The organism is Paraniabella hibiscisoli (genome assembly GCF_022512515.1).
Lineage (GTDB): Bacteria > Bacteroidota > Bacteroidia > Chitinophagales > Chitinophagaceae > Niabella > Niabella hibiscisoli.
The window spans coordinates 2,056,763-2,076,466 of the sequence record NZ_JAKWBK010000001.1; the positions used below are offsets into that span (position 1 = coordinate 2,056,763).

General features: G+C 40.5%; 22 protein-coding genes and 1 pseudogene. 17 read left to right on the top strand and 6 right to left on the bottom strand.

Going from position 1 to position 19,704, the window contains the following annotated elements:
- Positions 1 to 201 precede the first annotated feature (201 nt).
- From MKP07_RS41130 to MKP07_RS13040, 3 genes are all read right to left on the bottom strand, one after another.
- The gene (locus tag MKP07_RS41130) at positions 202 to 321 is read right to left on the bottom strand and encodes a PAS domain-containing protein (RefSeq protein ID WP_240847582.1); all 120 of its coding nucleotides are present in this window, start codon (positions 319 to 321) and stop codon (positions 202 to 204) included.
- 86 nt (positions 322 to 407) lie between these two features.
- Positions 408 to 1,235 carry a TerC family protein gene (locus MKP07_RS13035; RefSeq protein WP_240847583.1) on the bottom strand — a complete coding sequence of 276 codons (828 nt, stop codon included), beginning with the start codon at positions 1,233 to 1,235 and terminating at the stop codon, positions 408 to 410.
- Between the two features lie 8 nt (positions 1,236 to 1,243).
- Positions 1,244 to 2,290: a quinone-dependent dihydroorotate dehydrogenase gene (locus MKP07_RS13040; RefSeq protein ID WP_262919284.1), complete on the bottom strand. Its 1,047-nt coding sequence runs from the start codon at positions 2,288 to 2,290 to the stop codon at positions 1,244 to 1,246.
- A gap of 374 nt (positions 2,291 to 2,664) precedes the next feature.
- On the opposite strand from MKP07_RS13040, the gene MKP07_RS13045 reads away from it, so the two are divergent.
- The 4 genes and pseudogenes from MKP07_RS13045 to MKP07_RS13060 all read left to right on the top strand — a co-directional run bounded on the left by MKP07_RS13045 (position 2,665) and on the right by MKP07_RS13060 (position 5,813).
- Positions 2,665 to 3,837 carry an acetyl-CoA C-acyltransferase gene (locus MKP07_RS13045; RefSeq protein ID WP_240847585.1) on the top strand — a complete coding sequence of 391 codons (1,173 nt, stop codon included), beginning with the start codon at positions 2,665 to 2,667 and terminating at the stop codon, positions 3,835 to 3,837.
- 202 nt (positions 3,838 to 4,039) lie between these two features.
- Complete coding sequence (locus tag MKP07_RS13050; protein WP_240847586.1) at positions 4,040 to 5,110, top strand: ABC transporter transmembrane domain-containing protein; 1,071 nt, start codon at positions 4,040 to 4,042, stop codon at positions 5,108 to 5,110.
- A pseudogene (locus tag MKP07_RS13055) lies at positions 5,107 to 5,525 on the top strand (ATP-binding cassette domain-containing protein); the annotation flags it as partial. The gene MKP07_RS13050 and the pseudogene MKP07_RS13055, both read left to right, overlap by 4 nt.
- Positions 5,526 to 5,624: 99 nt before the next feature.
- Positions 5,625 to 5,813, top strand: a complete 189-nt coding sequence (locus tag MKP07_RS13060) for a hypothetical protein (protein ID WP_240851121.1) — start codon at positions 5,625 to 5,627, stop codon at positions 5,811 to 5,813.
- 363 nt (positions 5,814 to 6,176) lie between these two features.
- Here MKP07_RS13060 and MKP07_RS13065 read toward each other — a convergent pair whose 3' ends face one another.
- The 3 genes from MKP07_RS13065 to MKP07_RS13075 all read right to left on the bottom strand — a co-directional run bounded on the left by MKP07_RS13065 (position 6,177) and on the right by MKP07_RS13075 (position 7,723).
- Positions 6,177 to 6,758 carry a 7-carboxy-7-deazaguanine synthase QueE gene (locus MKP07_RS13065; RefSeq protein WP_240847587.1) on the bottom strand — a complete coding sequence of 194 codons (582 nt, stop codon included), beginning with the start codon at positions 6,756 to 6,758 and terminating at the stop codon, positions 6,177 to 6,179.
- Positions 6,759 to 6,839: 81 nt separating this feature from the next.
- A complete protein-coding gene (locus MKP07_RS13070; protein ID WP_240850813.1) occupies positions 6,840 to 6,926 on the bottom strand; it encodes a hypothetical protein in 87 nt (28 codons plus the stop codon).
- A gap of 44 nt (positions 6,927 to 6,970) precedes the next feature.
- Positions 6,971 to 7,723 carry a bifunctional 5,10-methylenetetrahydrofolate dehydrogenase/5,10-methenyltetrahydrofolate cyclohydrolase gene (locus MKP07_RS13075; protein WP_240847588.1) on the bottom strand — a complete coding sequence of 251 codons (753 nt, stop codon included), beginning with the start codon at positions 7,721 to 7,723 and terminating at the stop codon, positions 6,971 to 6,973.
- Between the two features lie 315 nt (positions 7,724 to 8,038).
- On the opposite strand from MKP07_RS13075, the gene MKP07_RS13080 reads away from it, so the two are divergent.
- The 13 genes from MKP07_RS13080 to MKP07_RS13135 all read left to right on the top strand — a co-directional run bounded on the left by MKP07_RS13080 (position 8,039) and on the right by MKP07_RS13135 (position 19,560).
- Positions 8,039 to 8,287, top strand: a complete 249-nt coding sequence (locus MKP07_RS13080) for a carboxypeptidase-like regulatory domain-containing protein (protein WP_240847589.1) — start codon at positions 8,039 to 8,041, stop codon at positions 8,285 to 8,287.
- 61 nt (positions 8,288 to 8,348) lie between these two features.
- Positions 8,349 to 8,618, top strand: a complete 270-nt coding sequence (locus MKP07_RS13085) for a TonB-dependent receptor plug domain-containing protein (protein WP_240847590.1) — start codon at positions 8,349 to 8,351, stop codon at positions 8,616 to 8,618.
- Complete coding sequence (locus MKP07_RS13090; protein WP_240847591.1) at positions 8,591 to 11,134, top strand: SusC/RagA family TonB-linked outer membrane protein; 2,544 nt, start codon at positions 8,591 to 8,593, stop codon at positions 11,132 to 11,134. Before MKP07_RS13085 ends, MKP07_RS13090 begins: the two co-directional genes overlap by 28 nt.
- A 48-nt stretch (positions 11,135 to 11,182) precedes the next feature.
- The gene (locus MKP07_RS13095) at positions 11,183 to 12,262 is read left to right on the top strand and encodes a SusD/RagB family nutrient-binding outer membrane lipoprotein (protein WP_262919285.1); all 1,080 of its coding nucleotides are present in this window, start codon (positions 11,183 to 11,185) and stop codon (positions 12,260 to 12,262) included.
- Positions 12,214 to 12,648: a SusD/RagB family nutrient-binding outer membrane lipoprotein gene (locus MKP07_RS38470; protein WP_317235807.1), complete on the top strand. Its 435-nt coding sequence runs from the start codon at positions 12,214 to 12,216 to the stop codon at positions 12,646 to 12,648. Before MKP07_RS13095 ends, MKP07_RS38470 begins: the two co-directional genes overlap by 49 nt.
- A 61-nt stretch (positions 12,649 to 12,709) precedes the next feature.
- Positions 12,710 to 13,111 (top strand): DUF1735 domain-containing protein, encoded by a 402-nt coding sequence (locus tag MKP07_RS13100; RefSeq protein WP_240850815.1) that lies wholly within the window; start codon positions 12,710 to 12,712, stop codon positions 13,109 to 13,111.
- Positions 13,112 to 13,351: 240 nt separating this feature from the next.
- Positions 13,352 to 13,624, top strand: a complete 273-nt coding sequence (locus MKP07_RS13105) for a hypothetical protein (RefSeq protein WP_240847592.1) — start codon at positions 13,352 to 13,354, stop codon at positions 13,622 to 13,624.
- A gap of 75 nt (positions 13,625 to 13,699) precedes the next feature.
- A complete protein-coding gene (locus MKP07_RS13110; RefSeq protein WP_240847593.1) occupies positions 13,700 to 14,380 on the top strand; it encodes a hypothetical protein in 681 nt (226 codons plus the stop codon).
- Between the two features lie 573 nt (positions 14,381 to 14,953).
- Positions 14,954 to 15,457: a carboxypeptidase-like regulatory domain-containing protein gene (locus tag MKP07_RS13115; protein ID WP_240847594.1), complete on the top strand. Its 504-nt coding sequence runs from the start codon at positions 14,954 to 14,956 to the stop codon at positions 15,455 to 15,457.
- The gene (locus MKP07_RS13120; protein WP_240847595.1) at positions 15,454 to 16,095 is read left to right on the top strand and encodes a TonB-dependent receptor plug domain-containing protein; all 642 of its coding nucleotides are present in this window, start codon (positions 15,454 to 15,456) and stop codon (positions 16,093 to 16,095) included. Before MKP07_RS13115 ends, MKP07_RS13120 begins: the two co-directional genes overlap by 4 nt.
- On the top strand, positions 16,062 to 16,502 hold the full coding sequence (locus MKP07_RS13125; RefSeq protein WP_240847596.1) for a hypothetical protein: 441 nt from the start codon (positions 16,062 to 16,064) through the stop codon (positions 16,500 to 16,502). Before MKP07_RS13120 ends, MKP07_RS13125 begins: the two co-directional genes overlap by 34 nt.
- A 79-nt stretch (positions 16,503 to 16,581) precedes the next feature.
- On the top strand, positions 16,582 to 18,099 hold the full coding sequence (locus tag MKP07_RS13130; protein WP_394803653.1) for a TonB-dependent receptor domain-containing protein: 1,518 nt from the start codon (positions 16,582 to 16,584) through the stop codon (positions 18,097 to 18,099).
- 24 nt (positions 18,100 to 18,123) lie between these two features.
- Positions 18,124 to 19,560: a SusD/RagB family nutrient-binding outer membrane lipoprotein gene (locus MKP07_RS13135; RefSeq protein WP_240847598.1), complete on the top strand. Its 1,437-nt coding sequence runs from the start codon at positions 18,124 to 18,126 to the stop codon at positions 19,558 to 19,560.
- Positions 19,561 to 19,704: the final 144 nt, after the last annotated feature.

Consider the following 19,704-nt stretch of genomic DNA (forward strand, 5'->3'; position numbering starts at 1 on the left):
TCTTCCTGGTGCTTACGTACCGTTATGTTAATTACAAAAGCAATACGAAAAGCTCATTGCTTACTGTGTAACTACTCAAACTTACTTCCACGGGGAATACGCTGCCGTCTTTTCTTTGTGCATAAAGGTCCCTGCCATGTCCCATGGAGCGGGGAGTTGGGTGTTCATAATAGTCTTCTCTATAGCCCTCATGACGGGCTTTTATCGCTGGGGGAGTAAAATTTCAAGCGGCTTTTGAATAATCTCGTCCTTGGCATAGCCAAAGTCTTTTTCTGCCTGTTTATTAAAGTTAATGATCCTTCCATTCCGGTTGGTTACCACAATGCCAATAGTAGCATGATCAAATAAGGCTTCGATCCAGTTACGCTGGTCTTCGTTGGTATGTTCAAAAACTGGTGCATGCAGAGTTAATGCTCTTCTGTTGGCGGAAGAGGTTTTTGTGCATCTTCCAGAGAAGGCGCATTTAGTTTAACGACATGTGGTTTTTTCTTGCGCATTACCATATTGAGTAGTTCTACAATAAAAGAGAAGGCCATGGCAAAGTAGATGTAATTTTTAAGATGGAGCTCATGCGCCATATCTGCGTTCCAGCCTTCTACAATAAGGCTTACGCCAATCATTACCAGGAAAGATAGCGCCAGCATTTTTAAGGTTGGATGTTTCTCAATAAATGCCGCGATTTTAGGACTGAACGTAAACATAACGATCATTGCTACAATAACAGCAGCTACCATGATCTCCAGGTGCTTGGCCGTACCGCCTGCCGTTATTACACTGTCAAAAGAAAAAACTGCATCAATAACCAATATCTGCGCAATAGCCTGTCCGAAACTTAGTTTCTTTTGATTTTGGGCGTTGGCAGATGGATCCTCACCCTCCAGTTTATGATGTATTTCTTTTACGGATTTATAGATAAGAAACAAGCCGCCTACCAGCATTACGATGCTTGCCAGGTCGAAGCCCTTGCCAAACCAGGACTCCGGAATAATATGTTTGCCTTTTTGCGCCAGCAGCCAGCTTAATCCCGCCAGCAACAGGCACCTACTTAATATGCCGGTAACCATCCAGGTACGCCTGGCTTTCTTTTGCAGGCTAACTGGCAGCCTGTTTAAAATAATGCTTACGAAAATAACGTTATCAATACCCAACACTACTTCCAGCACTACAAGGATTAGAAAGCTAAGTAAAGATTCGAACGTAAAAAGTTCGGAACCGGAAATGAATAATAGATCCATTTTATATGTTATAAGGATTTACAGATTTGTTTTACAATATCGGGGCCCTGGTAGATAAAACCGGTCCATACCTGGATTAAAGAAGCGCCGGCTGCCATTTTCTCACGGGCGTCAACCCCGGTAAAAATACCGCCCGAGCCGATAATAGGAATGCTTCCGCCTGTTTGTTTGTGCACGTATTCAATAATACCCGTGCTTTTGGCGCGTACCGGCTTTCCGCTCAATCCACCGGCACCTATTTTCTCCTGCTCAGCTACAGGTGTATTTAATCCATTACGATCGATAGTGGTATTGCTGATCACCAGTCCGTCTAATTTAACCTCAGATGCCAGGTCTATTACATCATCAATCTGTGATTGGGTAAGATCGGGTGCGATCTTTAATAGAATAGGCTTAGCCACTGCTTTACCGTTATTGATCATGGCCAGGTTCCAGATGATCTTGCGAAGCGATTCTTTTTCCTGCAACTCCCGTAAACCAGGCGTATTAGGACTACTCACGTTCACCACGAAATAATCTACATAATGGTGTAGTTTATTAAAGCAGGTAGCATAATCCTTCCAGGCATCTTCATTAGGTGTAACCTTGTTTTTACCAATATTGCCACCAATGATCAATGGATATTTGTCCTCGCTTTTAGCTTTTCTTTCTCTCCATTTTTTCAATCGTTCGGCAATAATATCCGCTCCTTCATTATTAAAGCCCATCCGGTTGATCAGTGCCTTGTCCTCTGGTAAGCGGAATAGCCTGGGCTGTGGATTTCCGTCCTGAGCCAGTGGAGTAACGGTTCCTATTTCCACGAACCCAAATCCTAAGGCTTCCAGCTCATTCAGATAACGGGCATTTTTATCAAATCCCGCACCCAGGCCAACCGGGTTTTTAAAGGTCATATTTAAAAAACGGGTCTCGTGCCGGTCATCAGGCGGAGCAGCGATGGCGCTCACCAGTTTCTTTCCGGCTTTGGACGCGGTAAGCAGGCCTAGCTGGTTCATAGCCATATAATGGGCCTGCTCGGCCGGGAACATAAAGTACAATTTGCGCAGTAGTGAATACATCGGGTGCAAAAATAAGTATTCTAATAGCCTGTTTAAGTTTATAGTATAGAATTTCTTACAGGTTGGCCTAGAGCGAAACAGGTATTCCCGAATTTTTGGATACAGCGACGGTTGAAATGGATATGGCGTAAAACCTTTAAGGATACAACTGGATCCGTTTAATACAAGCGCTGCATACTGTTATAAACTTTAAAATCAATACCTGTAAAACAATAGCTCTGATGATTGAGGGAAATTGAATTGATCCTTATCATGATTATGGTTACCGGTAGCTTAATGAGGCATCCAGGTATTTTTGAAATGAGCAGAAATACTTAAATTTGAGTAATAAAGTTGTTTATGCAACTAATTATTCAGTATCAAATAGTATTGCCATGGAAGCATATATTGTTGCCGGTTACAGAACTGCAGTAGGAAAAGCAAAAAGAGGCGGATTCCGTTTTTATCGCCCTGATGATCTGGCTATTGAAGTGATCAAAGGGCTTATGAGCAGTATTCCGCAGTTAGAGCCTGGGAGGGTAGATGATGTAGTTGTGGGAAATGCTGTTCCCGAAGCCGAACAGGGTTTGCAGGTGGGACGCATTATAGCCGCCCGTGCCCTGGGTATTGCCACGCCGGGTATGACGGTAAATCGTTACTGTGCCTCGGGTTTGGAAACTATTGCAATTGCCAGTGCCAAGATCAGGAGTGGAATGGCTGACTGTATTATTGCGGGCGGTACAGAAAGCATGAGCCTGGTACCCGCTTCGGGGTGGAAAACCGTGCCTTCTTATTCCATCGCCAGTGACGCACCCGATTACTATTTGAATATGGGATTAACAGCCGAGGCTGTAGCCAAAGATTTTAATATTAACCGCCAGGCGCAGGATGAATTTAGCTATAATTCGCATCGCAAAGCAATTGAAGCTATAAGTAAAGGATATTTTAAAGAGGGCATTTTACCAATCGACGTGGAAGAGATCTATCTTGACGAAAAAGGCAAAAAGCAAAAAAGAAGTTTTGTAGTAGACACAGATGAAGGTCCCAGGGCTGATACCTCTCTAGAGGCTTTGAATAAGCTGAAACCTGTTTTTGCAGCAGGCGGTTCGGTAACAGCAGGCAATGCTTCACAAACCAGCGACGGCGCTGCTTTTGTGGTAGTCATGAGCGAGAAGCTGATGAATGAATTGCAGCTGCAGCCGATTGGCCGATTGGTGGCCTCGGCCGTTGCGGGAGTTGACCCGCGTATTATGGGGATAGGCCCGGTAGCGGCTATTCCAAAAGCGTTGAAGCAGGCAGGTAAAAATCTTAGTGACATTGATTTAATAGAATTGAATGAAGCCTTTGCTTCGCAGGCGCTGGCTGTGATACAAGAGGCCAAACTGGATCCGGAGAAAGTAAATATTAATGGAGGAGCCATTGCACTTGGGCACCCACTGGGTTGCACCGGTACTAAATTAACCATCCAGGTATTAGGTGATCTGAAAAGGCTGGATAAAAAGTATGGCATGGTTACCGCCTGTGTGGGTGGTGGCCAGGGTATTGCAGGTATAATTGAGCGGCTATAATGCGGAGGCCGCCGGGTTCTAAAATTTAAAATGATCAGGTTTAAGGTTGATTCAGACTTTAAACCTTTTTTAATGACTTGATTAATCATTCTTTATCTGATAACGCAACAAAGTACTTTTATAAACTGTCAGCAGTGGATGTAAAAGTTTTTACCCGGAATTTCGTCTAATCAGCATTGTCAACCTAATCCTTACTTAAAGAATGGCGAAACCTTTTTCTAAAACCCTTAACCTGGTGAACATCGTTAAGCAGCTATGGCCTTTTGTAAAGCCATACAAAACGATGATTTTCGGTACCCTGGCCCTAACTTTAGTGGGATCTCTGGCAGCCCAGGTAAACCCATTGGTTTTAAAATATACGGTAGATCATGTCGATGCTTTAATACAGCTACCCGATCCGATGAAAGAAGGGCTAAGGCTATTGACCGTTATTTCGGTAATACTTTTTGCAAAAGAGATCATCAATATTTTTATACAGTTCGGGCAGAAATTTTATGGTGAAAAGATCCGTATCAATGTAAGTAATAGCCTGGCGCAGAAAGTGATCCGGCGTATCCTTACTTATCAAATGGGATTTTTTGCGGCGCCGGACAACCAGTCGGGGAAATTGCAGACGCGAATAGACAGAGGCGTTGAAAGTCTTACCCGGTTGGTTCAAAATTTCTTCATCGATATACTGCCTTTATTCTGTAATGCGATTTTAGCCCTGGTCATTATGTTTATGGCCAACGTTTATGTAGGTCTTATTGCGATTACTATATTGCCCGCATACTTTTATGTAAGCGCCCGGCAGGCAAAAAAACTACAGGGTGTAAGGAGACAATTAAGAGGTGGCCGGGAAAATAAAAGCAATGGCTTGCTCAATATCATCGATTCGATGACTGTGATCAAAAGTTTTGTAAGAGAAAATGTTGAAGAGAAAAAACAATTAGTCATACAACAACAGCTAACCAATGATCAGCTCTATACCAGGCGAACCAACTTTACCTACGATGGCGTTAAATCTTTTATTGAGCAGATAGGCGTTGTATTGATCATTATTCTAACAGCCTACCTGGTATTGAACCACCAGATCAGCATCGGCGCCATTATGCTGCACATCATGTTGTTCAATAATGTATCAGCGCCCATCAGGCAATTGCACCGCATTTATGATGAGGTAAACGATGCTTTTATTTATGCAGAGGCTTTTTCCAGATCATTGAAGATGATGAAGAAATTGAACAGACCGGTACACACGCTGTTACCGAGGCTGAAGGCACTTTTGAAATGAGGCAGGTAGATTTTACTTACCCGAATGGTACCAAAGCACTGCATGGAATCAATCTTAAAATTGAAAGAGGGAAAACCACGGCCCTGGTAGGTTTAAGCGGCGCGGGTAAGAGTACTATTCTCAACCTGCTGAATAAGTTTTATGAGCCGGATAGCGGAGAAATACTACTGGATGGCATCAATTTAAATGAATATGAAAATGCCTCACTGCGTAGTGAGATAGGCCTGGTGCTTCAAAAGAATCACATTTTTAAAGGAACCATTGAAGATAATATAAGGTATGGGAAAATAGAAGCTACTCATGAGGAAATCATAGCTGCTGCACGAAAGGCCTACCTGCACGACCAGATCATGGAGTTACCCATGCAATACCAGAGTGATGCACAATTATTGAGTGGGGGCAGCAGCAGCGCATCGCTATAGCACGGTTATTCCTGAAAGATCCTCCGATTATTTTCCTGGATGAGCCCACTGCCAGCCTCGATGCCATTGCAACGGAACAGATTAAAAACAGTTTGGATGCGATTAAAGAGAATCGTACGGTGGTTATTATATCACATTCCATTTCCCAGATTGTTGATGCAGATATTATTTATGTGCTAAAGCAGGGGCAAATGGTTGAAAGTGGCAAGCATGAAGACCTGGTAAAAAAGGAGGGGTGTACAAAGAAATATTTGATGCTTCTGCGCGTAGTCTCAATATAGCCCGTCTTGCTCAAACTATGAATAACTGAGTTTTTCCGCATCTCGTAAATGGTTTTTCCCGATTTCGAAAATGAATAAAGAAGGGTGATGTTGCTTTTGTTTTACAAAAGCAATCGGGCTTCTCTGGCTTTTTCTTCCCGCCTCAGGTGGTTAGTTTTTGAGAGCAGGCCCGCCTAATATTTTAGTCGGGCAGGCCCACCAATAATAAGTATAGTTTTCCTTAAGCAGATAGTTTTCGAGAGTGCACCGTTTATTTCTATAAGGGGTGCTTTTTTTTGTAAGACGGAAACGCGGTACAGTCCGCAAAATGCCTGATTCAGGTTTTCCTTGTTAACTTATCAACTATTAAACTAATCAACCAGCCTACGGCACATTAATATACTTGTGTATTTGCAGGCTCAGTTCCCATTTGGGATTTTGTTTGATGTAATCAACGATAAGCGGAGTCATTACATCTGCCTTGCTCCATTCCGGTTGCAGGTAAAGTTTGCAGGTGTCAGAAACCTGCGCTGCAAAGCTTTCTCCCCAGGCAAAATCAGATTTATTAAAAACGATGATCTTGAGTTCATTAGCTACCGGAAGTATTTCAGGTAGTGGCGCCTTAAATTTTTTCGGTGAAAGGCAGATCCAGTCCCAGCTGCCGCTTAAGGGTGAGGAACCTGAGGTTTCAATATTGGTAGCAATCCCTTCTTTTTGAATCGCCGCTGTGAGGTCATCCAGGTTATGCATTAGTGGCTCTCCGCCGGTAATCACTGCCAGGGGAGTGTTGGACGCTTTTATCGTGCTTACGATCATGTCAAGCGACATAACAGGATGGCCGTCAAAGGACCAGCTATCTTTCACATCACACCACACACAGCCTACATCGCAACCACCCAGTCTTACAAAGTAAGCCGCACGGCCCTGATGAAAGCCTTCTCCCTGGATGGTATAGAAATGCTCCATAACAGGGAAGACCCCGCCCGCTTCCAGAGTGGAAGGAATTATTTGAGATTTATGATTTATAGCTTAATAATTTAGATTCTCCTAATCCCTATCCACGCATGATTTATAGGTATTCTTCATCAAAGCCGCGATGGTCATAGGGCCTACACCACCCGGAACCGGCGTGATAAAGGAACATTTAGGAGCTACCTGCTCAAAATCAACATCACCTGCTAACCTGTAGCCCGATTTTTAGATGCGTCTTCCAGTCGGGTAATACCCACGTCTACTACAACGGCTCCTTCCTTCACCATTTCCGCCTTTAAAAACTCAGGCTGCCCGATAGCTGCTACAATAATATCGGCCTGGCTGCAAATTTCGTTTAGGTTTTCCGTTCTGGAGTGGCAAACGGTAACGGTACAATTACCCGGATTGGTATTATTGCTTAATAAAATGCTCATAGGGCGACCCACTATATTGCTGCGACCCAAAACCACGGCATGTTTACCTTTAGTGGCAATATTATTATGTTCCAGCAACAACATAATGCCGTAAGGCGTCGCCGGGATAAAGGCTTCTGCTTCTCCCATGATCATCCTTCCTATATTTTCAGGGTGAAAACCATCCACATCCTTGCTTACGGCAATAGCTTCAATCACTTTTTTCTCTGAAATATGGGCAGGTAAAGGCAATTGAACCAAAATTCCATCCACCGACATATCCTCGTTCAGCTCCTGGATCTTGTCCAGCAGTTTCATTTCGCTCACTTCTTCTTCATACTCTATTAGGGTAGAAATAAAGCCAATTTCGTTACAGGCTTTAACTTTTGAGTTCACGTAAGTTTGGCTGGCACCATTGTTCCCCACCAGTATAGCCGCCAGATGCGGTATCTTTTTACCTGTTGCCGCTCTTTGGGCTACGTCTATTTTAACGGTATTCAGTATCGTTTTGGCCGTCTTTTTCCATCCAGTAATTGCATTTTGCAAAGATGCATCAATTTTTTAAGAGGAGGCAAAATTTGTATAAAAAACTAACTATTGTTAGTTTGATAGTTTTTTTAATTAATTTTAATCAATATTTTTTGTTAATGTATTAATGTGCTTTTTTATAATTTGTTGATTTTTAGATGTGTAAGATATATTTTTTATCTAAAATTTATTTTTATTAAGAAAAAATTAATCTCCAATGATTTTTTTGTTAAAAAAATATAACTTGCTTATTGCTAATTGATGGATAGTTTCATTAAAAGTATTCTATCCCTTTTAATCCGATTTGATCAATTTTTAACAAAAAAGTTTTACATGAGAAAAATTCTATTGCTTTTAGCAATGTTTATGGGATTTTCGTTTCTGGCTTTTTCTCAAACCAGGACGGTAACCGGAACAGTGGTAGATGAAGCAGCTGCTCCCGTACCTTTTGCTTCAGTTGCGGTAAAAGGAACCAATACCGGTGTGTCGGCCGACGCTGACGGTAAATTTAGTATTACAGCTAATAATGGTGTTGTATTGGTGGTTTCAGCTGCGGTTATAGCACTCAGGAAACCACCGTGAGGGGAAATACTGTGAATGTAGTTTTGAAAAAGGGGAAGGAGAAGTTATCGAAGAAGTGGTGGTGACGGCTTTGGGTATTCAGCGCCCTCCAAAATCACTGGGATATGCTACTGCTAAGGTAGATGCTGAAGTACTTACCCAAGGTAAGGCGGTCAACGTCGCTAATGGTTTACAAGGCAAGGTTTCCGGTTTAAATATTACTACCATTAATAGTGGTGTATTTGAAGAAGTTAAAATCAATCTGCGAGGTATCCGGTCTTTATTAGGTAGTAATGACCCCATGCTACTGCTGGATGGAGTTCGGTGGCACTTTCTTATTTGTCTTCTTTAAGTCCTAATGATATTGAAAACGTAAATATATTAAAAGGTTCTTCGTCTGCTGCTATTTATGGTGCAGATGCCCGTAACGGGGTAATAATTGTTACTACTAAAAAAACCTCAGCACGTCCTACTATCACAGTAAGTAGCAGCGCGCAAGCTTCAAAAATCTCTTTCTATCCGAAGTTTCAGACAACATTCGGCAGTGGTGGATATGGGGATTATATACCATTTGAGAACTGGTCTTGGGGGCCAGCCTACGATGGCAGCACGCGACTGGTTGGGGATGTTTTACCTGATGGTAGTTCACAGATGCTACCTTATTCACCGAACAATTCCAGAAAAGAATTTTTTAATACGGGTTTGACATTACAGAATGATGTATCGTTTAATACGAAAGACTTTTATGTAAGTTTATCTGACGCAAACATTAAAGGAATTGTACCAGACGATGTAAATAGGAGAACAGGTATCCGCTTAAATACGGGGAAAGAATTTGGCCGGTTCAAAGTGCAGGCCAATATGAACTACATCCAATCTAACTATGATATTTTTGACGATGATGCCATGGGCGATTATCACGCTTCTCAGAACGTAGGTCTGAACAGCGGATTAATGAACTTGATTTTTAATACACCAGCGCATATCCCAATTACATCTTACAAAGATTTTGAGAATAATCCCTTTGCACAGTATAACAATTATTTCAACCATTATGGTTTGAATCCTTATTTTGCTTTGGACAACTGGCGTCAGAAAGGCCGTATCCAGGACTTTTTGGGTAATTTAGAATTAGGTTTAAAGGTTACTGATTGGTTAAATTTTACCTACAGAGCAGGTTTGACATCCAGAGCTGACGTATACACACGGACTTCAAAAGGTGAGGCTGCAAATGCTTTCGGCATCAGCCGTGGCCTGACTTCCATACCAGCAATGGTGAGAGAGTACTCTAACACAAGTACGCGCCTTTCATCAGAAATATTTGCGAGTGTGAATAAAGACCTTGGAGACGATTTTAAATTGACAGGAGTAGTAGGTAATTACATTCGTGCATCAGAATCACGTAGTACGAATGTAGGGGCGACCAATCTGGTTATCCCTGGCTTATATAATATTTCTCATAGGAATGGCCAGCTTGTAGGCGCATCTCCTTTTGAACAAACACGATTGGTGGCTGCTTATGCAAGTGCGGGGTTAGGATATAAAGGCTGGGCGAACATTGAGATTACCGGCCGTAATGAGTGGGTTTCTATGTTGGCGCCTGGTAACAATTCTTATTTCTATCCTGGTGTGAGTGCCGCATTTGTAGCTACTGATGCCATCAATGGTTTGAAATCTGACGTATTATCTTTCCTGAAATTGAGAGGTGCCTGGAATAAAGTAGGTAGCGCAGATATCGCTCCTTACCAATTGGCCTCGACTTTTTCTCAGCCTGCGGGGTTCCCGTTCGGATCCATTCCGGGTTACACAGCTAATGACCGTGCTTTTACAGTTAATTTGAAACCAGAGTTTGTAACCAGTTCAGAGGTAGGTGTTGAAGCCTCTTTCTATAAAAACCGTATAAACTTTGAAGCAACTTATTTTGTTCAGGATAACACTGACCAGATCATCCCTATTCAGGTATCGGGAGCAACTGGTTATACTTCATCCTTAACCAACGCTGCGTCGTTTAAAAACAAGGGAATTGAGTTGGATTTGAAATTGACCCCATTGGTTAAATTCCACGAGGGAGGATTTGAGTTCCGTGCAAATGCTACTTATATAGACAATAAAATTACTAAGATCGCTGATAATTTAGAAGAGTTGGCTATTGGTGGGTTTACCAATTTTGCTATGAACTATGCGCTTAAAAATAGCCCGGCATTTTTATGGAGAGCTGTTGATTACTTAAGAGATGATCAGGGACGTGTGATTGTAGATGCGGAAACTGGTCGTCCGAGTGCTGATCCATTACTGAAAACTTTTGGACGTACACAGCCATTATGGATTGTGGGTTTAAACCCTTCTGTGTATTGGAAAGGTTTCAACTTCTCAGTGTTAGCTGAATATAGAGGTGGACACTACGCATATCATGGTATAGGCGATGCTATGGCCTGGACCGGTGTTTCGGCATATACAGCCAGGGGGTATCGTGATGCTTTTGTATTCCCTAATTCTGTTTATGAAGACCCTAACAATCCGGGGACTTATATACCTAACACTGATATAGCTGTAAATAATGTGAATGACTTTTATACTGGCGAATATAGAGATGTCGCTACTAACTTTTTAACCAGTGCTGCTTCTTGGAGAATTCGTGAGGCTTCGTTAAGCTATGAAATTCCCGTGAGCAGATTGTTCGGAGAAGGTGTTATTAAAGGAGCTAATTTCTCATTAACAGGAAGAAATTTATTTCTTTGGTTGCCTAAAACAAATGTTTATTCTGACCCTGATTTCAATTTTACTACTTCTAATACTGGTGGTGTTGGAACTTCACAGATTAACCCTCCAATTAGAACTTTTGGTGCCAACCTAACTTTGATTTTTTAGGCATTGAAAGAAAAAGCATTTTTAATTCGTAAGATTAAAATTATAAAAATGAAAAAAATAGTTTCAATATTATTAATCACAGCGCTAGCATTAGGATTTACCGGATGCAAGAAATTCCTTGATGTCAATGAGAATCCCAATAATCCTACAGATGAGTCAATAACGCCCAATTTGATCTTATCTTCAAGCCTTACCAGGATAGCTGCGCAAACTGCGACATCCTATGCTTCTACTGCCCGATGGATGGGTTATTGGTCGCGTTCGGGCTCCTATGGTCCTAACCCGGATGAGGAAGCATACAGGATTACGACAGGATTTGAAACAGGTGAGTGGACAACCTGGCTAGACATTATGAACGACGTTAATATTATGGAGAAAAAGGCCGTGGCTTTGGACCTGGATTTTTATACGGCGGCTGCCAAAACGCTAAAAACCATTGGGTTTATGTACCTGGTGGATCAATATAACAATGTTCCCTACACAGAAGCATTTGACTTAAATAACAATATGTTCCCTAAATACGACAAGGGGCAGGATGTATATAACAGTTTATTTGTAAACCTGGATGAAGCACTGGCATTGTTCCAGGGGGTGACTGACGTAAATGCAGAGAATAAACAATACGATATTTTGTTTGGAGGTGATTTGACGAAGTGGAAACAGCTTATTAACACCCAAAGGTTAAAACTTTCGTTACGTTTGGTAAATGTACCAGGTTTTACGGCAAATACGCAAATTGCTAAAATGAGTACTGATGGTTTTATCAGCACTTCTGCTAATGTTCAGCCTGGTTATAAGCAGGATCAGAATCAACAAAACCCCTTTTGGAACAGTTTTAAAGCTCTATATGACGGTAGTGTTGCTGATAATTTTAACAGGGCCAATAATTATGTATTAGGCAAATTCAGAAGCAATGGTGATCCAAGGTATACCCGCGTTTTCTCCGCCGTTAGCGGAAATTATGTAGGATTTAATTACGGGGAGGTTATTTCGAATGCCCCCTTGCAGCTAATTCGTCGGATGTCGCCGGTCCGGGTCTCGCCAAGAGTGCTGATCAACCACAGTGGCTGTTCACGAGCGTGGAATCGAAGTTTTTACAGGCAGAAGCAAAAGCGCGCGGCTGGATAACCGGTAGCGCGCAAACCGCCTATAATGAAGCAGTGACCGAATCTTTTACCTGGCTCGGATTAACGGCTACTCAGGCAAATACTTATTTAGCTCAGGATCTGGATATTGTTAGGTGGCCTGCCGCTAGTGCGGCTCAGGTACAAACAATTGGTATGCAGAAATACCTGGCATTGATTGGTATTAACAATTTTGAAGCCTGGGTAGATTACAGGAGAATTGGAGTGCCTACGGACTTGCCCTTATCAATGCATCCGAGCAGAGGAAGCAATATCATCCCTTTAAGATTGCATTATCCTCAGGCTGAGTACAGTTTTAACACTAATGTAGTTTCTGCTGAAGGTACAATTGACCCCCAGACAAGCAAGATATTTTGGGACGTAAACTAATTTTTATAAAACTTAATGATTATAAGATGAAAAAATAAATATTTTTTTACTCCTTTTGGCAGTGTCCGCTTTTTTCAGTTCTTGCCTAAAAGACCCTAATATAACGGATGATCTGCTGTATGGAGATGAGGGAATAGGGAAAACTGCTGTGATTGATATACCAGAAGGCACAGAGATCTCAAATTTTATTGATAATACCCCTGGTGAACGTGTGGTAGATTTAGTAGAATTCAGGTATGGCTATAATGATCCTGCTCCCCAGGATATTGTAATTGAATTGGAATATGATCAGGAACTGTTGGATGCTTACACGGAAGAACATGGAACAGGTCATGTTATTCCTACAAAGTATTCATTAGTTAATGGTATGAAGGTTGTTATTCCTAAAGGTCAGAGAAGTGCTTTCTTTCAAATAAAAGTTACCCCATCAGATTTTTTGGGGGAGAGTACGCTTTTCCCATAAAAATAAAAAGTGTAAGTCCGGCCACAGTGGCAAATCAATTGCGGAATCACAGTGTTATTGCTTTTGGTACAAAAAATAAATATGATGGTATTTATTCTTTAAATATTACTACCATAGGATGGAGCGCATTTGGTATTTCTGAAAATTTACCAGCAAATTTCCCTAGTGGTATTCATTTGGTTACCACCGCGCAAATACGGTAAACATATATTCACCTTATACCCAAAATGTATTACAGGTATGTTTTACTACAGACAATGCGGCGTTACTCAATTTGGAAATGCAGCTCCGTTATTTACATTTGATTTGACTTCCAATAAAATTATAAATGTTACTAATCGTATAGACGATAGTCCACGCGGCAGGAACTTTATTGTGAATCCGGCTGCTCCAGGTACTCATAATGTATACAACCCTGATACCAAAGAGCTTACAGCTAATTATTTATTAAGGCAACCCGGTAGACCTGATATGACGGTGATTATGAAAATGAAATATACAGGAGTACGATAATTCGAATTAGATATGCAGGATGGCTACACATTAGCCATCCTGTTTTAAAGATAGTTATCAATAAAAACGGCTTTTATGAAAACGATATTTATAACTTTTGTTTTTGCAGGCCTCTTTACTCATTGTTTTGCGCAGGGAACCTACGTTGCCAGACCTGTTAGCGGTTACCCCCTGGTTGGAGGCAAAACAATGGATATGAATGTAACCTGGAAGGCCATTGATGTGTCGGCTTTCAACGGGATTGCAGGAAGCCCATTTCTTTCAACTGAATATCGACAGGCGTTTATCAAAACCCGAACAGGAGAGCAATTCAATAACGCCTGGATAAAGTTTAGTACTTATAGTAACGAAATCCTATTGGAAAACGCAAGCCAGTTGGTCGCTTTAACAAATGTCGATTCCGTAAGTTATCTGGATGAGGCGAGTAGCAGAGGCAAGTCTAATGTTATTCTTAAAACAGGTTATCCTGCAATTGAAAACAAAACCTCAGAAAGTATTTATCATATACTTGCTTACCGAAATGATCTGCAGTTTTTAAAGTATTACCATACAAAGGTTGAAATGGTAAAAAAGATGGGTATGCCAGATCAGAAAACCTTTGTGACTACCTCCCATTATTATTTGTATAATTCCACTGATAAATCTATGAAACGTATCAAGTTAAACAAGAGTCTTATTGATGAATTTACAAGTTATGAAGGTGCGAAAAAAAGGCGGCGGAATTGTCTACAAACTTTAAGGAAGAAAAAGAAGTGATCAGGTTTTTTAATAGCTTATGACTGGATCTAATGAAACAATTTCTATCAATTTATCTTGCCTAGGGTAGGCCTTGCGGTATAGTGAACCAGTGTACTCGAATAGCAACTTTTGCTGACTGATTGATACTTATTGATACGATCAAGTAGAAATTACGGGACTTCACCATTTTTCCCGGAGAAAGAACTTTTGAGGATAGGGTTACTTTTTGTACTTTTTATTCCTTGATTTTAATCAATATTTTTTCTTAAAATTCATTTTTTGTTTAGAGGTGATTACTACCGTGACTGCTAAGTGTTTTTCTTTATTTCTGATTTTAAATATTATATATATATATTATTGTGTAATGTGTGTTGCGAAAGCACAAATAATTGATGTTTTTTAAAAAATCCTCTCTAAGTTATTACATCGAGTCTAAAAGATGTCTATTGGTTTTTTATTTTTCTAATAAAAGAGTAGTTTTTTTTATTTTTTCTAAAAAAAAACAATTTTAGTTAAATTGACATATTAATTTAACTAAAATTTTACATAGTTTTAACCCGATATTCAAATTTTAATTTTAAAAAGTTTTTAATGAGGAAATTCAAGCTACTGCTAACAGCTGCCTTATTGCTGATAACAAGTCTTGCCTGGTCACAGACTAAGACTATAACTGGTAAAGTGATTGATGAAGAAGGTAATCCGATATCGTTTGCTTCCATTTTAGAGAAAGGAACAACCAATGGTACATCTGCCAACACTGACGGCGGATTTAGTCTTACTCTTAAATCGGGAAATACAATCGCAGTTTCTGCTGCTGGTTTTCAATCCCAGGATGTAAGTATTTCAAATTCATCTTTAACAATTGTACTTAAAAGAGCCAGCGACTTACAGGAAAGTGTGGTTGTTACTGCGTTGGGAATATCAAGAAACCGTAAGGTACTTTCTTACAACCCTCAGGTTATTAAATCAGATCTTTTGCAGGACAAGGGTGATAACAATCTGTTATCTCTTTTACAAGGTAAAATAGCGGTGCTGATATTGCGGGATCTAGCGGTTCTGCAGGAGCTTCCGTCAATTTTATTTTACGGGGTATGACTTCTATTTCCAATAACAATCAGGCGCTGTTTGTAGTTGATGGAGTTCCTATCAGCAATGATGTAGATCAAACAGGAAGTACGCTATATGGTGTGCAGCCCTCCAATAGAGCTTATGACTTGAACCCTAATAATATTGAATCTGTATCTGTTTTACCTGGCCCTGCAGCTGCTGTGTTATATGGTTCAAGAGCAGCAAGTGGAGCGGTAATTATAACAACGAAGAGAGGGGCTGGTGGAAAAGGCAAAGTATTGGTAACCGCATCTACCTCATACTCTCAGCAGAAAGTATATGGATTCCCTAAGCTTCAGAACGAATATGGACAAGGCGCTTCAGGTGTTTTTAGTAATACATCAACGTTTTCATGGGGGCCTAAATTTGGATCAACACCTTCTCGTACCAATGGGTTAATTGCTGTTGCTGATCAGGTTGTTAATGGTGTTCAGTATAAAGCTGGCGACATTATCCCTTTTCAGTCGTATGACGATAATCTCATAGGTTTTTTTGAAACAGGAAGTATCTGGGATAATAACTTTGGTATTAACGGTGGTGATGATAAAGGTTTTTTAATATCGCTCTTAACAATAGTACCACACAAGGTATCATGCCCAATACCAAGTTCATCAGAAACAGCGTAGAATTTAATGCCGGGTCTCAGCTCACCGAAAAACTTAACGTTTCGGGTAGTGCAAAGGTGATGAACTCTATACAGGACGGTACCACACAGGGAAATGGGGGTAGCAGTGCTATGTTCAGACTTTGGCAGGTAACAAGAAGTACGAATCTTGATTACTACAAAAATAATTACGAAAATCCTGACGGAAGCAATAACTGGTTTGTATCGGGTGTAGATAATCCATTCTGGGCGGCTTATAATAATCCGGTAAGAAGTAATTTAATGCGCTTTATAGGACAGGTGAAAGTTGGCTATGACTTTACTCCCTGGTTAAATGTAGCTTACAGGATTGGTGCAGATTATTATACTGATCGTCGCAAAAAATATCCGCCCTTGGATCTACTGCAGGTTCAGGTCTTGGACAAGTAACTGAAGATTTTTTCTGGAGATCTGAGTTGAATGGAGATTTAATGATCAATCTGAAAAAGATCATCTGTTTGGTTCTGATATTAATGGAAGTTTGTTGTTAGGACAAAATATTAACCAAAGAGTATATCAAAATCCTTATATCGTATCTTCTAGCCTAGCGCTTCCCGACTTCTATAATGTTAGTAATGGCTCTAATTTTAATGGAACAGGGGAATATTCTTCTAAAAGAAGACTTCTGGGACATTTTGCACAACTGAACCTCGGCTATAAAAGCTATTTAAATACTGAGTTTACAGCGCGTGTAGATCAGTCATCTACTTTGCCTGTGAACAATAATACCTATTTGTATTATTCTGCGGGTGGTAGTTTTGTATTTACTGAAGCATTTAGAGAGTTAAGATCTGATATACTTAATTTCGGTAAAGTTAGGCTGAACTACGCGCAGGTTGGTAATGACGCTCCTGTATACAGTATTGATAATAGTTACTCTTCATGGTCTTTCGGAAATAATACAGGTTCGTTCAGTTTCCCTTATGGAACTTTAACAGGCTTTGGTGCATCTGGAACATTACCGAATGCGAACTTGAAGCCAGAGATTACAAAATCTTTTGAAGTGGGAGCTAACCTGGGTTTATTAAAAGACCGTGTTACATTAGATTTTACAGCGTACTGGTCTTCAAGTATCAATCAGATTATGTCTATTTCAATACCTGCCGCTAGTGGATATACAAGTCAGTATGTTAACGCGGGGAAAATTAATAACAAGGGTACTGAGATAAGTTTAGGTATTACCCCAGTTAAAAATTCAGAGGTTACATGGACAATGAACTTCACTTTCTCCAGGAACAGAAATGAAGTAAAAGAATTGTTTGGGGATATAAAGACTGCTAACGTATCCGGATTGCGCTTTGGTGGTGTTTCTCCTTCTGCCAGAATTGGTTATCCCCTTGGTGTGATAGTAGGTAGTAAAGTGCCTAGAAGTCCTGATGGGCAATACCTGATTGATTCCACTACTGGTAACTTCGCAGTACAAATTACTGACCAGGTTGTGGCAGATCCTAACAGAAAATGGATAGCAGGTTTAGTAAACACAGTTAGCTATAAAGGGTTCACTTTATCTGCTACTCTTGATTATAAGTATGGCGGAGATATTATGTCATGGACAGTTGCTACGCTTCGCTCGAATGGTTCTTTATATGAAACAGCAATTGACAGAGAAAGTCCAAAGATTCTGCCTGGTGTAATAGCAAGAGCTGATGGAAGCTATGTTCAGAACAATATTGCTATTCCGGCTCAGGTTTATTGGAATACAAACATGGGAGGAATTGGTGGTAGTGAATTTACGGTGTTCGATGCAACTACATTCAGGATCAGAGAGGCTTCTTTAGGCTATGATTTTTCAAATCTTGGAGTTAAAAATAAATTCGTTAACGGACTGAAATTGGTGGCTTTTGCAAGAAACCTATTCTTCTCTGCCCCTAACAGTCCTATCGATCCTGAGTTAAGCACACAAGGTGCGGGAAATATCAGAGGACTTGAACTACAAAGTGCTCCCAACACGCGTTCATTCGGAGCTAGTTTAAAAGTTACTTTTTAATTAGTTTATATTATTAAATGATTTATGATGAAAATTATATCTAAATATACTTTTGTAGGATTGTCTTTGCTTAGTCTGGTGTCTTGCAAAAAATTTATCGACGTTAACCAAAACCCCAATTCTCCTACAGATGTCCAGCCAAAAGTATTGCTGCCGACTACTTCGATGGGGATAGGATTTACAAACGTAAATCAATTGGGGCTGGCCGCTGGCCTGATGGTTCAGCATAACGCAGCAATTGCGCAGTGGACGGCCTTTGATGTTTATAATCTCGACGGTCAGACAGGTATAACCAACGCATGGAGTTTTGAGCTTTATAATGGCATTATCAATAATCTACGGATACTTATTGAAAAAACTCAGGAAACAAGTCCTGCTTATAGTGGAATAGCTAAAATTCAGTTGGCTTATGCATTTGGACTGGTTACAGATTTGTGGGGAGATGTTCCTTATTCGGAAGCGGGCTTTGGCTTAGCCAATACATCTCCGAGGTACGACACTCAACAGGACATTTACAAGGGTAATGCGGCCTCAGGTATTACAAGTCTTTTTGATTTAATCAGAGATGGGATTGCTGATCTCGACAAAACGTCAACTCTGAAACCAACCACGGATGATCCAATTTATGGAGGCGATCTTGCTAAATGGAAAAGAGCCGGAAATTCATTAATCTTAAAGTTTGCAATGCAGATGTCGAATGTTGAGTCGGCGTTAGCAAAGTCCACTATTGAAACTGTACTGGCAGGTAATAATTTCATCAATGATAATGCATTGAATTTCAGCGTTCCTTTTGGAACGTCAGCAGGAAATCAAAATCCGGGTTATGTACGCGACATTATCGGATCGTTTAAAAACAATCAGATGCTTAGTACAAGGTTTCTAACATTAGCCAGGTCATTAAACGATACTGTAAGATTGGCAAAGTTTTACACAAAGCCTAACAATGTATTTACATCGTACGATAATGGTGCTACTGTAGCTGCGGTTGCTGCGGCCAACAGGTCACAGTACAATGCTTATGTTGTTGGCGCTACAGGTGAAGGGCCAGCTAGGTTGATAACTAACCATCAGGTAAAATTCATCCTAGCGGAGGCTGCTATTCGGTATGGCATTTCTGGTGATGCGAATACGTATTACCAGGATGGAATCAAAGCGTCAATGCGACTAGCGGGGATGACCGATGCTGAAATAAATGCGTACTTTGAGGGTAATCCTGCTGTGGTAAACCTGGCAGGTACGAATGAGGATAAAATCAAACAAATTATTACACAGAAATATATATCTCTTGTTGGAAATGGTATTGAGGCATACAATGATTATAGGAGAACAGGTTATCCTGTATTGGCAGTAGCTCAAAATGCTACGGGAGACGATCCAACAACAATTCCTAAGCGATTGCCTTATTTAGCTACCGAAGCCAACAATCCTAATCAACCTAATCCAAGACCAAAACTAATGTAAAAGTTTGGTGGGGCTTATAATCTATTAATACAATAAAAACCAATTATATGTTTAGACTTTTTTATAATGTTTTTTTCGGGCTTTTTTGGTTGCACTTATTTCCTGTAAAAAGAGGAAGCCTTCTCAATTACAAATCACGAGCCT